This is a genomic window from Citrobacter sp. Cpo040 (genome assembly GCF_030332915.1).
Taxonomy (GTDB): domain Bacteria; phylum Pseudomonadota; class Gammaproteobacteria; order Enterobacterales; family Enterobacteriaceae; genus Citrobacter; species Citrobacter portucalensis.
Genome location: NZ_JAOWGX010000034.1, coordinates 370,275 through 384,705, shown reverse-complemented (window position 1 = coordinate 384,705; position 14,431 = coordinate 370,275). Strand labels below are relative to the sequence as shown.

The 14,431-nt window shown below is 49.2% G+C and carries 15 protein-coding genes and 2 tRNA genes; 9 read left to right on the top strand and 8 right to left on the bottom strand.

All coding sequences use genetic code 11. The features are described from left to right. Positions 1-11: 11 nt before the first annotated feature. Positions 12-1,394 (bottom strand): C4-dicarboxylate transporter DcuC, encoded by a 1,383-nt coding sequence (gene dcuC, locus OGX86_RS06645; RefSeq protein WP_136391833.1) that lies wholly within the window; start codon positions 1,392-1,394, stop codon positions 12-14. 114 nt (positions 1,395-1,508) lie between these two features. Then, entirely contained in the window at positions 1,509-2,651 is a 1,143-nt protein-coding gene (locus OGX86_RS06640; protein WP_136391832.1) for a M20 family metallopeptidase, read from the bottom strand. 114 nt (positions 2,652-2,765) lie between these two features. On the opposite strand from OGX86_RS06640, the gene OGX86_RS06635 reads away from it, so the two are divergent. Then, positions 2,766-3,680 carry a LysR family transcriptional regulator gene (locus OGX86_RS06635; protein ID WP_048226651.1) on the top strand — a complete coding sequence of 305 codons (915 nt, stop codon included), beginning with the start codon at positions 2,766-2,768 and terminating at the stop codon, positions 3,678-3,680. 390 nt (positions 3,681-4,070) lie between these two features. Here the strand turns inward: OGX86_RS06635 and OGX86_RS06630 are convergent, their stop codons facing one another. Beyond that, positions 4,071-4,412 (bottom strand): DHCW motif cupin fold protein, encoded by a 342-nt coding sequence (locus tag OGX86_RS06630; protein WP_048226653.1) that lies wholly within the window; start codon positions 4,410-4,412, stop codon positions 4,071-4,073. Positions 4,413-4,638: 226 nt separating this feature from the next. Beyond that, positions 4,639-5,229 carry a GNAT family N-acetyltransferase gene (locus OGX86_RS06625; RefSeq protein WP_048227035.1) on the bottom strand — a complete coding sequence of 197 codons (591 nt, stop codon included), beginning with the start codon at positions 5,227-5,229 and terminating at the stop codon, positions 4,639-4,641. A gap of 213 nt (positions 5,230-5,442) precedes the next feature. On the opposite strand from OGX86_RS06625, the gene OGX86_RS22800 reads away from it, so the two are divergent. The 7 genes from OGX86_RS22800 to OGX86_RS06595 all read left to right on the top strand — a co-directional run bounded on the left by OGX86_RS22800 (position 5,443) and on the right by OGX86_RS06595 (position 8,618). Further along, positions 5,443-5,670, top strand: a complete 228-nt coding sequence (locus tag OGX86_RS22800; protein ID WP_122984010.1) for a GNAT family N-acetyltransferase — start codon at positions 5,443-5,445, stop codon at positions 5,668-5,670. Positions 5,671-5,786: 116 nt separating this feature from the next. Next, positions 5,787-6,119 (top strand): EmrE family multidrug efflux SMR transporter, encoded by a 333-nt coding sequence (locus tag OGX86_RS06620; protein WP_063941528.1) that lies wholly within the window; start codon positions 5,787-5,789, stop codon positions 6,117-6,119. 33 nt (positions 6,120-6,152) lie between these two features. Next, positions 6,153-6,701, top strand: a complete 549-nt coding sequence (locus OGX86_RS06615; RefSeq protein ID WP_048214290.1) for a GNAT family N-acetyltransferase — start codon at positions 6,153-6,155, stop codon at positions 6,699-6,701. 168 nt (positions 6,702-6,869) lie between these two features. Then, positions 6,870-7,352 carry a glutathione peroxidase gene (locus OGX86_RS06610; protein ID WP_008784641.1) on the top strand — a complete coding sequence of 161 codons (483 nt, stop codon included), beginning with the start codon at positions 6,870-6,872 and terminating at the stop codon, positions 7,350-7,352. 199 nt (positions 7,353-7,551) lie between these two features. Further along, positions 7,552-7,628, top strand: a tRNA-Val gene (locus OGX86_RS06605). A 4-nt stretch (positions 7,629-7,632) separates the two neighbouring features. Then, positions 7,633-7,709, top strand: a tRNA-Val gene (locus tag OGX86_RS06600). Positions 7,710-7,895: 186 nt separating this feature from the next. Beyond that, a complete protein-coding gene (locus OGX86_RS06595) occupies positions 7,896-8,618 on the top strand; it encodes a substrate-binding domain-containing protein (protein WP_048226654.1) in 723 nt (240 codons plus the stop codon). Here the strand turns inward: OGX86_RS06595 and OGX86_RS06590 are convergent. From OGX86_RS06590 to puuE, 4 genes are all read right to left on the bottom strand, one after another. After that, positions 8,605-9,357 (bottom strand): ABC transporter ATP-binding protein, encoded by a 753-nt coding sequence (locus tag OGX86_RS06590; RefSeq protein ID WP_071446922.1) that lies wholly within the window; start codon positions 9,355-9,357, stop codon positions 8,605-8,607. The two genes, OGX86_RS06595 and OGX86_RS06590, sit on opposite strands and share 14 nt — an antisense overlap. Beyond that, positions 9,354-10,358, bottom strand: a complete 1,005-nt coding sequence (locus OGX86_RS06585; RefSeq protein ID WP_048226658.1) for a FecCD family ABC transporter permease — start codon at positions 10,356-10,358, stop codon at positions 9,354-9,356. The genes OGX86_RS06590 and OGX86_RS06585 overlap by 4 nt, the downstream gene beginning before the upstream one ends. After that, positions 10,345-11,400, bottom strand: coding sequence for an ABC transporter substrate-binding protein (locus OGX86_RS06580; protein ID WP_136391829.1), 1,056 nt, complete (start codon positions 11,398-11,400; stop codon positions 10,345-10,347). The genes OGX86_RS06585 and OGX86_RS06580 overlap by 14 nt, the downstream gene beginning before the upstream one ends. Before the next feature lie 177 nt (positions 11,401-11,577). Continuing rightward, positions 11,578-12,840, bottom strand: coding sequence for a 4-aminobutyrate transaminase (gene puuE / locus OGX86_RS06575; protein ID WP_003832711.1), 1,263 nt, complete (start codon positions 12,838-12,840; stop codon positions 11,578-11,580). 106 nt (positions 12,841-12,946) lie between these two features. On the opposite strand from puuE, the gene pdxR reads away from it, so the two are divergent. Beyond that, positions 12,947-14,422, top strand: coding sequence for a MocR-like pyridoxine biosynthesis transcription factor PdxR (pdxR, locus tag OGX86_RS06570; RefSeq protein ID WP_048226664.1), 1,476 nt, complete (start codon positions 12,947-12,949; stop codon positions 14,420-14,422). Positions 14,423-14,431 lie beyond the last annotated feature (9 nt).

The following is a 14,431-nucleotide window of genomic DNA, read 5'->3' as shown; positions in this document are numbered from 1 at the left end:
TTCAGTTACTCTTACATACTGGAAATTAGCGTATTAGCGATTAGCATAGTTATGATTCCACCAAGTGCCGGAATGACCGTTCTGCGCACGATCATAAATGGGGAACACTCACCCGATTTACTGACGGCAATAATAATACCGGCAACAGGCGACATTGCGCGTCCCATCCCAGCCATCAGTTGCATTGGCAGAAGCATATGTACGGCGTTCATACCAAATTTTGTTGCAATAGACTGCGCCATACCGGCAAATGAAAAGAAGGCTGCAACCCCCGACCCTGTCAGTACGGCCGTTACCCCGACCAAACATGCCATTACAATCGTCATGCTGGTGAAACCAAAGCCAGCGTTATGTGTCGCATCGAGTAAATAATCCACTGCACCAATTTTTTGTAATCCCTGTGCGAAAATTTCGGCGCATACCAGTAATGAAACGATACTGGTAAACATACTCCCCATACCTTTAAAGAAGACTTGTACTCCTTTGCAGCACTCTTTAAAGTTTCGTTTTACACATAGCTCAAAAATAAAGGCGACAATAGTTCCGATAACCATTGCAGTCACGACATCTACTTTAATGGTATCAACAACCAACGGACTGAACACCAGTACCAGAACGACAGGAAAAATGGGCAATAACCCGTAGAACTTAGGTGCTGGCGCGTCATCTTTTTCAGCAATCTCGGGAGGCACAGCACGTTGTGACGCAACAACATGTCCATCTTTTTTGTCAAAATATTTCGCCGTAAAATAGATTAATATAGAAACGACAACCATCACCGCCGCAGCTACCGGCATCTGATAATGAGCAAAATACAGTGCTGTTTCCATGCCAGCATATTCAGCAGCTAAGTTCGCGGTGCCAACGGCCGGCCCAAGATCCATAAAGGCACACATGCCAATCATGGCCGCGGCAGCAGCCTTACTTACCCCAAGTCGAACCAAGACCGGGAAAAATGTCACCAGCAATAACATTGCAAGGCCCGCTGCACTGGAGATGGCAACATGGAGCAATTGCGCAAAAATGTAGCCGATGGCAAGGATCAGGTAAGGTGCTTTTAAAGTCTCCAGCGGCCGAATGCAGACATCAACCATGGCCTTTGAAGCTTTAATATGATCCATATAGCTGGCGAAACCACCGGCCGCCATAATAATCAAACCGATCCCTGCTACCTGCGTTGATAATGAACCTTTTACAAAAGCAAATATATCAATCCAGACAGACCCTGTGGATTTTGCATTTCCATATAAGATACTTTTTTCAGGGTAGAAAATGGCTGTAATTGTTAACAAGGAAAGCCCCGCTAACAGCAAAACAGTTTGCGGCTGGTAATTCTTGATAATTAACCAAGCCGCAACGACAGTAATAACTATCGCAATAATAAAAGCACTCATGGATATTTCCTGTTATTTATTCGTCAAGATATCAATAATCCATATAGCCACAGTGGTTACATGAGGATAACAAACAATAATGTCGTTGAGTGTGCATGATGTATTTAGCTAAAATTATGCCCCATCATCAGAATTAATATCGTTAAGCATCATTCCAGCAACCAATGCGGTTCTGGTAACGATATTTTCGGGTAATATATGCTCATGGAGCGCATGGATACCGGCTCCTGTCGCACCAAGGCCATCTAATGTAGGAATACCTAACGCCGCGGTGAAGTTTCCATCACTACCACCTCCAGCCGATTTAGCGGTAATCGTAATGCCCAGTATTTCCGCAATCTTTTGCGCTTTTTCAAATAGCTGTTCGGAAGCTGAAGAACGTTCCATCGGTGGGCGAGTTTGCCCTCCTTCAATCCTGAGTTGGCTACCCTGCAAATGAGGTGTCAAACGGGTGATAGCATCATGGATCCGTGCAGCTTCTGACTGATTTTCCACTCTGGTATCAATTTCTAATTCGGCAGAATCCGCGACGACATTGACCCTACTGCCACCCCGTACAATACCAACGTTAACGGTGGTACCGCGCTCAGGATCATTCAACTCTCGCAATTTGAGGATCTGAAAAGCCATTTCCTCAATAGCACTAACCCCCTCACCTGGATTATTGCCTGCATGCGCAGCAAGACCTGTGATAGCAATGCGGTAGCGGCCAGTGCCTTTACGGGCAATTTTTAAATCACCATGAGTTGTCGCCGGTTCAACAACCAATACTTGCTCAGATCCTGTAGCATTACGGATAATCCATTCCTTCGAACTTGGACTTCCGAGTTCTTCATCACTATTGCACAGGAAAACAATGCGCTTACCACCGAGCTGCCCGCTCTCTTTTAACGCACGAACCGCCCAGATAGACTGAATCATCCCGGCTTTCATATCGAGGATCCCCGGGCCATACCATTTCCCCTCTTCTTCGCGAAGTGAGAGTACCCCTTTATCCCAGACCGTATCAAAATGCCCCAAAATTGTGGTTTGCGGGCCCTCTTTTCCCAGAACAAATTTTAACTGGTTACCGTAATGTGTCTGTTTTTCAGTTTCAGCCTGTATACCCAGACGCTTTTCGAAAATAGCTTTTAAAACGTCACCACAGTGGTCAACAGCAGCTTTATCAGTTGAAGGAGACTCAGCCAGTACCAAATCGCTGATATCTTCCATGATAAGGTCAGTATGTTTCTGTAAGTAATTAACAACGCTCTTCATTGCCACACTCTCCGCATAGGTATTTAGCATTAGTATGTGATGAATCCCGGTTGAAAAAGAATCAGGCTCCTATGCTATTATTGTTGCTTTCAGGTCAACAATAATGGCAAAAACATGACATTGAGCACCTATCCAGAAAAAGCGATCCGTTATTTATATATGGTCGGATTGTACGGTGGGATCCGCAGAGCCGCCGACATCCTTGGCTTTAACCCTTCGGTTGTCAGTCGCCAAATCTCTCTTCTGGAAAGAACAATACAGCTGCCATTATTGGAGAAAAGAGGACGTAACGTTGTCCTCACCGAGGCGGGAAGATTACTGGCTGATGACTACGCTATTACTCAACAAAAACGCAATGAACTTGAGCGGCAACTCAGCGATATGCGCCATATGCGTGGAGGGACAGTTACGCTGCGCGTTGGACAAGGGATGGTCCAGGAAATCATTACCCACGTCGTGAGCGATTTTGCCCAAATCTACCCGAATGTGTTTGTAGATATCACTTCTGGCAACATGGAAACGTCGATGGAACTCATTGCAAGAGGTGAAGTGGATATGGCCGTGGGATTTGGTCCCGTTGGGCAACCGGCACTTAAACGATATAGCTATAACCGGGGAGCCATTTGTGCCATTGTCAGGAAGGATCATGTTATTTCTGGTTTAAAGAAAGTAACGCTTCAGGAACTTTCCCGGCATCGCCTGATTGCTATGCATGACAATTTTGGGCTTCAGCGATATCTCACTGCGATGTTTCGCGATGAAGCGATTATGTTCAGGCCATCCTACTGCTGTAATCTGTTTACCAGCGCAATAGCTCTGTGCCGTGCGGGACTGGGGATTGCTTTTATGACAGAACAAACCGCTAATGCAAATTCTTATCCTGGGGAATTGACGGCAATACCGATTGATCATCATATTGCCAGAGAGTGTCAGTGGCATATATTGCGTAGCTCCGATCATCGTTTTACACCGGCTGCTCATTACTTATGGAAGTTGCTGTGTAATTATTTAAGTGACTCCAGCACGTAGGAATGCAAAACATCACGCAGTTTAACAATCAGGTGCGACTCGCCCGGCGCACAGCCTGAGTAAATAGCATTCTGCAAAATTAACAAAATATAATCATTTAAAAACTAAAAATACTTATAAATCAGTGCGATAAACAACCTCAGGGACAGTTGATAGCGGGTTATAGCAGCTATTAATGTGTCCCTTTTTATGTCCCTGCTCCTAAAGATGCCCCCAAAATCACGCTTCAAGTGGGGTAAAACCACTCCAAAACCACACAGGTTATTCAAGCCTCTCATCATCAGTACTTATGGCCTTCAACTATTCAAATCTCACGTGAAAAACAGTACCTCCTCATACGACTGCTCAGAACCAGGAGCGGACATCGCAAACGCAACAACGACGAATCCGTCAGTCCACAATAAAGAGTTTTGCTCCTGTCTCCGTTCTGGACTGATGTGGTTCTGCGTTATCACCAACCTGATAACTCATCCCCGCAGTTAAAGTGAATTTGCGGCCATCTGCGAGCAGTGTTTCGAGTTCTCCCTCCAGGCATAAAAGGACATGACCTTTACTGCACCAATGATCCGCAAGGTAGCCTGGGGTATATTCAACCATTCGCACACGGATTTGGTTCGGCTTGTGGCCAAAAAATTGTGTGCGCCAGTAGGCTATGCCTGTTTCCCCAGGATGTTCTGTTTTTTCGACTTCACCCCAGTTGGTGGTGCCAAAAGCAAATGCTTCGATATTCATTGTATGGCCTTTCGTCGTTAAGAATGATTTCTGGAGCTCAGGTTAGAATGAATTAACATCAGAAAAAATAATTATACATCAACTCTTTATTTTCCATATGTAGTGACGAAATCGAACCTGATTCAAGTTATCTACCAATTTGAAGTGCTACATTAATGAAAATCCGCTGGTGTCGGTAACGACCGCTGTTCGCTCACAGCAGACCTTCTGTCCGCAAAACCTCGAGTTATTTCTCTTTCCTGTAGCTGGAAAGGCGGTGCTCAAGGTTGGTCCGAACCTGCGGCCACTCATCATCAATTATGCTGTACCGTATGGAAGTACGTTTTCGACCATCAGGCATAATTCGTTCATTTCTGATGATGCTTTCCTGGATCGCACCAATACGGAGAATGGCAGCCTGCGAGCGCTCATTCAATACATCAGTCGTAAACTGAACGCGAACACACTTCAGTTGCTCAAAGGCGTACCGCAGCAATAACAGTTTACTCTCGGTATTTGCAGCTGTTTTTTGCCAGCTTTGTGAATACCAGGTATGACCAATTTCGAGCTTTCGGTTTTCTCTATCAATCTTCCAGAAACGTGTTGATCCAATGACACGTTGATCGGACAAAAGCGTTACAGCAAACGGCATGACTGTGCCTTCGATCTGCCCCTTGAGGGCTTTCTGAATGTACAAATCTGCGGTGTCAGCAGACGGAACTACCGTAAATGGCAGAGACCAGAGTTCCCCATCCGCTGCCGCATCAATCAATAGCTGAGCATCTGTCTCAAGCAGAGGACGGAGCGTGACAAGAGATCCTTGCAATGTAGGCGTCATATTTGTGACCTTACAATTATTTTGTGTCGATTGATTGAGCTGCATAATCCTGTACTGAATGAATTACTATGCCCCGTTTGCATTGAATAATCGACTCATCAAGAGTCGATTATCTGCTCACTGCTCATAATGGTAACTTGTCAACTCCGTGCCAGTAATGGACTTCCCTCTTTTGTAAAACAACGATGTTGAAACGAAACCGTTTCATGATAAATCTATAAATGTAATGAGGCGATTAAAAGAGGGCTGAAACAGTTAACCTTGACCTCAACACCAAACGCGCAAACTTTCTACGAAAAGCATGGTTTTATGTTTATCAAGGAAACGACATCCCCATCAAGACTTGCCCAAACAGATCTGCGTTGTATGGATATGTCCATCGCATTATCAGCCGGAGTTTTCTTTTGCTCTTGGCAGGAGAACTCACCAACGGAAATCTAATCGCTATGAGTTAAGTACGGCAGCTTCGAAGTCTTGGGCGGATAACTGCTGTGTTCAAACTCCCCCAACCCTTTGTGATACGATATTTGCTTTAGATTGTCACATGGGGTCAGATTTTGAATTCATACATTTTCCTTGCCGGGGCCATCGTAGCTGAAGTCATAGGTACAACTCTGATGAAGTTCTCTGACGGATTCACACGCCTATGGCCATCTGTAGCGACTATTGTGTGCTACTGCACAGCCTTTTATCTTCTCTCCCAGACCCTGTCGACCATTCCAACGGGTATTGCATACGCAATTTGGTCAGGTGCTGGAATCGTATTAATCAGCCTTTTGGGCTGGTTGGTAAGTGGGCAAAAGCTAGATTTTCCGGCGATCGCAGGTATGCTTCTTATTTGTGCTGGGGTTCTGGTTATTAATATTTTTTCAAAATCCTCCCCACATTGATCCTCTTATCTTGATCGAGTAGGAAAAGTGCATATGAAAATACCAATACTCCATACGGAACGCTTGCTGTTAAAACCATTAGAAGCCGAAGATGCCTCGCAGATTCAGGTGCTTTATCCCCGCTGGGAGATAGTTCGCTATATGGTCTCCTCAGTACCCTGGCCCTATCCTGATAACGGTGCGGAGAATTACGTCAATAACGTTGCCCTGCCTGATATGGAAAAAGGGATTGCGTGGATCTGGACTATCAGACTCCGTGAGGCCCCTGACGCTCTCATAGGTTTAATTTGCCTTTATGACGTTGAGGATAATAACCGTGGATTTTGGTTAGCTCCGGAATATCAGGGGCAGGGTTTTATGCGTGAGGCCAGTAATGTCGCTACGGATTACTGGTTTAATACGTTAAATAAGACGGTATTGCGTGCGCCGAAAGCCTCTCTCAATATCCGTTCCAAACGTATTTCAGACAGTAGCGGCATGCGGCTTATCAAGACGGAAAAGAAAGAGTATGTCAGCGGTTTGCTGGATTCTGAACTTTGGGAAATCACGCGCGACGAATGGAACGCTCGTCAGGTTGGTTAATATAAATTATGGAATGTCCATAACCGAACCGCAGAGAATTTCTATTTTTGCCCTGCACCAATGGCAAGTTTATTAATCCTGCAGTTGCGATCATAATAAATAGATACGCAGCTAAGCCTGTCACTCGCGGGCAACATGAGTAATGCTATCTTATTTGAGGATTCTGGCATGGCCCCCTTTCATCAACTGACTGCCACCAGTTTGCATGGCCAGCCCATCTGTATGACTGACTACGCTGGCAAACTGGTTCTGGTGGTTAATACCGCCAGCCATTGTGGTTTCACTCCACAATATGCAGGCCTCGAAGCGCTCTACAAGAAGTACGCCGCGCAGGGTCTGGTGGTGCTTGGTTTTCCCTGCAACCAGTTCGGTAACCAGGAGCCCGGTGGAGCCGACGAAATCGCGCAAACCTGTCACATCAACTACGGTGTGAGCTTCCCGATGTTTGAGAAAGTGGAAGTCAACGGTGCCGCTACGCACCCGGTATTTCGTTACCTGAAAGACGAATTACCCGGCGTGCTGGGTGGGCGGATCAAGTGGAATTTTACTAAGTTCCTGATCGGGCGTGACGGCAAGCCGCTTAAGCGATTTGCCCCCTTCACTACCCCAGAGAAAATAGAAACCACCATCCTTACATTGCTTAAAGTCTGAGCGCCTCTGTAATTCAAACCGTCCCTGGTATGCCCCAGTTCGCTGTCTGAATAAAAAACACGCTGCAAAATCAACAAAATATAATCAACTTGCTTAATTACTCTGCAATCGCGTGAGATCAGGAAGAAAAATGCTATTTCCCTCTTGCCTCATTCGGTCTGTGCCGCTAATATTCGTCCCCGTTGTCACCTACAACGTTGCGTTCATAGCTCAGTTGGTTAGAGCACCACCTTGACATGGTGGGGGTCGTTGGTTCGAGTCCAATTGAACGCACCATTTTGCGTCCGTAGCTCAGTTGGTTAGAGCACCACCTTGACATGGTGGGGGTCGGTGGTTCGAGTCCACTCGGACGCACCAAATCATATCCCTTTGATTTGGTGCTATTTAACTTCAAAACTATTTTTTTATCTTCAGTTTGTATCCGTCAGTTTTATCATTTCCCTTGATGATTCAATAGCACTGCGCTAAATCATTCTAAATTCCATGCTCAACGCGTATCATTCATCTTCTTCGCATAATGTCATTCGCCAGAGATCGGATACCATGCCCTCTTCCATCTTCCTGTTAGCCGCAGGCAGTTTGCGCCCTGCATTTACGCCATTGATAAGCCAGTTCACGCGCATGAGTGGAATAGACGTTAAGGTTGAATATGGTCCGGCCGGTTTATTGCGTGAACGTATTGAAGCGGGAGAACCGTGTGCGCTCTTTGCCTCCGCTAACCGGGAACATCCGCAAAACCTGTTAGCACGTAATATTGCCTTCTCTACGCACACTTTTTGCTGGAACAAACTGAGCCTTGTCAGCAACCGAACCGGTGTCTGGCTGGATTTACTCCGCGACCCAACGCTGCGACCAGGTACATCAACGCCCGGCTGCGACCCTTCCGGAGACTATACCTGGGCATTTTTCGACAATATGGATGTACTGGAAGCAGGACTCGGGCAACAGCTTCGCGCACGGGCAATCCCGCTGGTGGGTGGTCGTGATACGATAAAAATCCCGCAAGGTGAACTGGCGAGTGCCTGGATACTGCGCCAGGGACTGGCCGATCTGTTTATCGGTTACGCGCATTACGCACACGCGCTGCGCGCGATGCCCGACGTACATTACGTGGCTATTCCCGATGAGCACAATATTCGCTGCGAATACCAACTGGCGGTGCTTGATGCATCCAATGAAGTCATGGCGCTGGTTGAATTCATACTCTCCCGCGGCGGGCAGGAATTTCTTAGCGCCGCCGGATTCTTAACGCTTAACGACGAATAGAAAACAACGGTGCGATAAACGGCGTCTGGTAGTTCTCCACGCTGAGTTTTCTCAGCGTTAAGCCATAGGCCAGGAATAAATTCTCCTCCGTCACAATGCTGTTCGTGGGCCCTGCCCGCCATTTTCCTTCAGGGAGTAGCAGCAAAGTATGGGAAGCAACCTGTAACGCATGAAGCGGATCGTGGGTCGAAAAGAGAATGCTGCATCCCTGTTGATGGGCCAGATCGCTGATGAGCTGGAGCACCACCTGCTGATTGGCGAGATCCAGCGCGGAACACGGTTCATCCAGTAACAGCGTTTGACACTCCGTCACCAGAGCCCGGGCAATCATCACCAACTGTTGCTGCCCGCCAGAAAGTGAGCCAAATGAGCTGGAGGCGAGATGCGCGATATTCAACTGCTCTAACGCCTGCATTGCTCTTTTTTGATCCTGCGGACTGGGTTGCGCAAACAGCTTCACGTGCTGTGCTCGCCCCATCAGCACCACGTCGCTGACCGTGTACGGAAACGGCAGATGGCTATGCTGTGCCACAATCCCTATCCCACCGTTATTTTCAATATTCCCGCCTAAAGCAGGCAGCGTGCCGGTTAACGTATCGAGCAGTGTACTTTTACCCAAGCCGTTGCGTCCCAGCACGGCCCAGATCTCACCTTTCTGGCAACAGAACGTTAGCGGCTCAAATAGCGGTGTACGATACCCATAAGTAAGCTGATTTACACGCAGTGCGGCAGGTATCATGATTTCTCCCGACGACTGGTACGAATGAGTAAGAAAGCAAACAACGGCGCGCCGAACAATGCGGTAATAATCCCCAACGGTATCTCCGCGTGCATCAGGGTGCGAGCAATATCGTCCACCACAATCATAAATCCGCCCCCCAACCAGAAGGCGCACGGTAGTAAACGACGATGATCAACCCCCACCAGCAAACGCGCCAGATGCGGAATCACTAATCCAACCCAGGCAATACTGCCGCTGACCGCCACCTGAGCAGCGACCAAAAATGCGCAGCACACCAAAACACTGCGTCGCAGAGGAACCACCGCTACACCCAGTGCTCTGGCATCTTTGTCATTGAGCGACAACAGGTTTATCCGCCAGCGTAGCTGGTACAAAACCGTCGCGGCGATACCGACCGGAACCGCCAACAGCAGCACTTTATGCCAGTTGGCCGTCGCAAAGCTGCCAAGCAACCAGAACACAATATTAGGTAACGTCTCTTCGGTATCAGCCTGATACTGGATCAGGCTCACCAGCGCGGCAAAAAAACCGCTCAAAATGATACCCGACAGAATCAATACCAGCGTATTCTCCAGCCCCTGTAACGCAGCAATGGCATACACCAGGATCAACGCTGTCAGACCAAAGAAAAACGTTGATCCCATCATCAGCCAGGGCGAAAGACCGAGCAGGATGGCCAGTGTTCCACCAAAAGCCGCCCCCGACGTCACGCCGATAATATGCGGGTCGACCAGAGGGTTATGAAATACCCCTTGCAGCGTCGCGCCGCATAACCCAAGCGCGCCCCCCGCCAGCAGTGCCATCAAAATACGCGGTAGCCTGACCGTCCAGATAACCTGGCTGCCTATTCCTTCAGCGTCGCTATAGTGTGTCAGGTGGTGAAACACCTCGCTTAACGACAGCGGATACTGTCCGAGGCATAGCGAACTGACGCCCAGCAACAGGACCACAACGATTAAGAGCGGTTGCTGGGGCAAAATACGGTTACTTAGCTGCATCAGACTGCCAGTTCACACGATAAAAACGTTGATAGTAGTCCTTGGCCTGCGCATCAACGTCCACGTTTTTATAGGCATCCGGATACAGTTTTTTGGCCATCCAAAGTTCACCGATCGCCAACGCTTCCGGCATCGGATAGCCCCAGGCTTTGGCATATTCAGGCATCAACCAGACGCGATGATTTTTCACCGCATCAATCCCCTGCCAGTTCGGATCGTTTTGGATCTGAGTTACCACCTGCGGATAGCGATCCTGGACAAAAATCACCTGCGGGTTCCACGCTAATACCTGCTCCAGCGCAACCTGACGGGCACCTTTCACACTGGCAGCCGCCACGTTTAATCCCCCCGCGTGCTGCATCATCAATCCCGTGTACTTCCCGGAGCCGTAAGTCATCAGATCGGGGTTAGCCATATAAATACGGACTTTTTGCTCATCCGGGATTGTCGCAACCGGCGCATTGAATTTTGCCCGCGCGGCAAAAACGTAGTCGATTAACGTTTCGGCCTGCGGTTTGCGCCCAACCACGTCAGCGATCAGGCGAATACCCTGCTTCAACCCTTCATTGTAGACCTGCTCTTCATCGGCCATGGTCGGGTTCATTTTATTCTGTTGCCCGGTGGCATCCTTGCGTAACGAGATAGCCACGACCGGAATACCGGCGTTCTGAATCTGCTGGATCATCTCCGCGGGCGCATAGTTGGCGACAAAAACCACCTGCGGATGAATCGCCAACAGGCTTTCGATGTTCACGCTGGTGAGATCGCCTGGCGTCGGCAATGTAGTAATCGTCGGCATAAAGCGCGCAAATTCAGGCCCGAGCTGCTTTTTCCAGCTCGACATCACACCAACAATGTCCTGCTGGGCATTGAGCTGGACCAGAATATTCAACGTCTGGTGTTGCAGCACGACCACTTTGTCCACGTGGTCAGGAATCGTGACCTGTCGACCAAGCTGATCGGTGATCGTTCGGTCGGCCTGAGCAGAAAACGCAAACAACATGCTGGCGCAAACCAGCACAAAAGAGCGGAAAGTTAACATGGGATACCATCTGAATAGAGGAGTAAAAACGATATGTATTAAATTATATAACGAGAGGCCTGGCAACCCATTCGCGATAAATACCGCGCTACACACGAGGAAGATCAATTTATGCCAACAATAATAAAGCCGACGGTGATGACGACCGTCGGCTTTGGGTAAATGACAACTAACGAATTACTTGGTTGCTGCTTTGATAATATCGAGCGCTTTGGCGAACTGATCCTGCGGAATTGTCAGCGGGTAAAGGAAACGAATAACGTTGCCATACTGACCGCAGGTCAGCAGCAGTAATCCTTGCTCAAGGGCTTTCTTCTGCACGCGTTGTGCGGCGGCAGCGTTGGGTTCTCCTGTCGCTGCATCACAGAATTCAGCAGCAATCATAGAGCCTAAACCTCGCACTTCGGCCAGTTCAGGACACCCTGCTTGTGCATCTGTCAGAGCGGCGCGCAGCTGTTCACCGAGAGCCGCCGCACGCTGGCATAACTGCTCATCACGAATGATATCCAGCACCGCATGGGCCGCCGCGATCGACAGCGGGTTTCCGGCGTAGGTTCCACCCAGACCACCTGGCGCAGGCGCATCCATAATTTCGGCTTTGCCCACGACGCCTGACAACGGCATGCCGCCCGCAAGGCTTTTCGCCATGGTCATCAGGTCCGCTTTATCGGCGTAATGATCCATCGCAAACAGCTGACCCGTACGGGCAAACCCGCTTTGTACTTCATCAGCGATCATCACGATGCCATGCTCGTCGCAAATACGGCGGATGGCAGCCACAAATTCTGGCGGTGCCACCACGAAGCCCCCTTCGCCCTGGACGGGTTCGAAAATAATCGCCGCAACCTGGGTTGGATCGATATCGGCTTTAAACAGACGCTCAATCGCTTTTAGGGAATCCGCCGTGGAAATACCCTGCAATTCAGAAGGATACGGCGCATGGTAAACAGAGCCTGGGAACGGGCCGAAACCTTTTTTATAGGGTGCCACCTTGCCGGTTAACGCCATCGTCATGTAAGTACGCCCATGAAAACCACCGCCAAATGCGATAACGCCAGGACGGCCGGTATGCGCGCGCGCAATTTTCACCGCGTTTTCTACCGCTTCAGCCCCGGTAGTGAAGAATGTGGTTTTACGCTTGCCGTCGATTGGCGCAACGGCGTTGATTTTCTCAGCCAAAGACACATAGCTTTCGTACGGGACAATCTGATAAGCCGTATGGGTAAAAGCCTGAAGTTGCGCTTCGACTGCCTGCACCAGGCGAGGATGGCGGTGTCCGGTGTTCAGCACGGCAATCCCGGCGGCAAAATCGATGTACTGATTGCCTTCGATATCGGTAATTGTGCTGTTTTCTGCCGACTGAGCATAAAAATCACACATCACACCCACGCCACGCGGGGTGGCATCCAGACGACGTTGTTGCAGGTTTTTATTGTTCATTCTCTACACCTTGTCCATTAATACATTTCGGTTGAATTACCCTTTAAATTTAGACGCCGTCTGGTACTTTAATCGAGAGCCAAATCGTTTTATTTTAAGGATCCAAATGCGTTCACTTGCCGGAGATGTGATCAAGCATGCATTTAATCAGCAGACTGACGAAAAACTACATCGCCGCCTGTATGCCGCCATTTGTAGTTGCATCCTCGAAGGTAGCCTGAAACCGGCCACCCGAATGCCTCCGTCGCGTGACCTGGCAGGAGAGCTGACGCTATCGCGCAATACCGTCCTGCGGGTGTACGAACAGTTGCAAGCTGAAGGGTATATTTCCGCGCGTACCAGCAGCGGCACATTTGTGACCGACAGCGTGCTGGACAATCTAGACCTGCGTCCTGACAAAGAGCCTGTTACTGCCGCTCAGGAAGATCACACCCGTTTATCCGCCCGCTGCCTTGAGCTGTTAGGTAATGCCAGCGCCAGTCCCCGCCAGTGGGGGGCATTTATTCCAGGCGTACCTGATGTAGAGCATTTCCCGCACCGGGTACTCAAGAAAATTCAGGACAGGCTGGCAAGACGACTGCGCCCGGAGTATCTCACTTACGATGCCACAGGCGGCGTGAATGAGCTAAAAGAAGCACTGGCAGACTATCTGCGCACCGCTCGCGGCGTACGGTGCTCACCGGAGCAAATTCTGATTACTGAAGGTATTCACCAGGCCCTGGATCTGGTGACCCGGACTTTATGCAACCCTGGCGATCACGCCTGGATTGAGGAACCGGGCTACTGGGGAATCAAAAATATTCTTCGCATCAATGCCGTTAATTTTTCGGCTATTCCGGTTGATGAACAAGGCATGGTCCCGCCGGATGCAGGTGAAACACCGCCAAAACTTATTTTTGTGACACCGTCACATCAATACCCACTCGGTTCGGTAATGAGTCTGAGCCGCCGCCGGCAACTTCTCTTTCGCGCACGTGAAACGCGAAGCTGGATAGTGGAAGATGATTACGACAGTGAGTTCCGCTTTTCCGGCCAGCCGATTCCCTCTTTGCAGGGGCTGGAAGAAGAGACACCGGTCATTTACATCGGGACATTCAGTAAGACACTCTATCCCGCACTGCGACTCGGGTATGTCGTGCTACCTAAATCGTTAGCCGCTCCGCTGAAAAAGGTTCATAACGACCTCTATCGTGGTGGGCATCTGTTGATTCAGGCCGCACTGGCGGAGTTTATTCGCGAGGGTTATTACGCGGCACACATTCGGAAAATGCGTCAGCTATACAGTCGTCGTCGCCAGATGCTGGTAGAGCTTATCAGCCGCCAACTTGGTGAACATTTTCTTGGTTCCTTCAGCAGCAACGCCGGGCTGCATATGATCTTACAGTTACCCGCCGGGAGCGATGATGCGGTCATTGCCCAACAGGCGAATGCGCAAGGGTTGCTGGTGCGCCCGCTGTCACGCTATTACGTAAATGAAGGGAAACGCAGCGGCCTGCTGCTGGGGTTTGCCAGTATTGAAGAGCATGAAATGACGGCGGCGTTTACCCGACTCGTGGATATTATCAGGGTAAACACCGTGTAAGCACTGCCG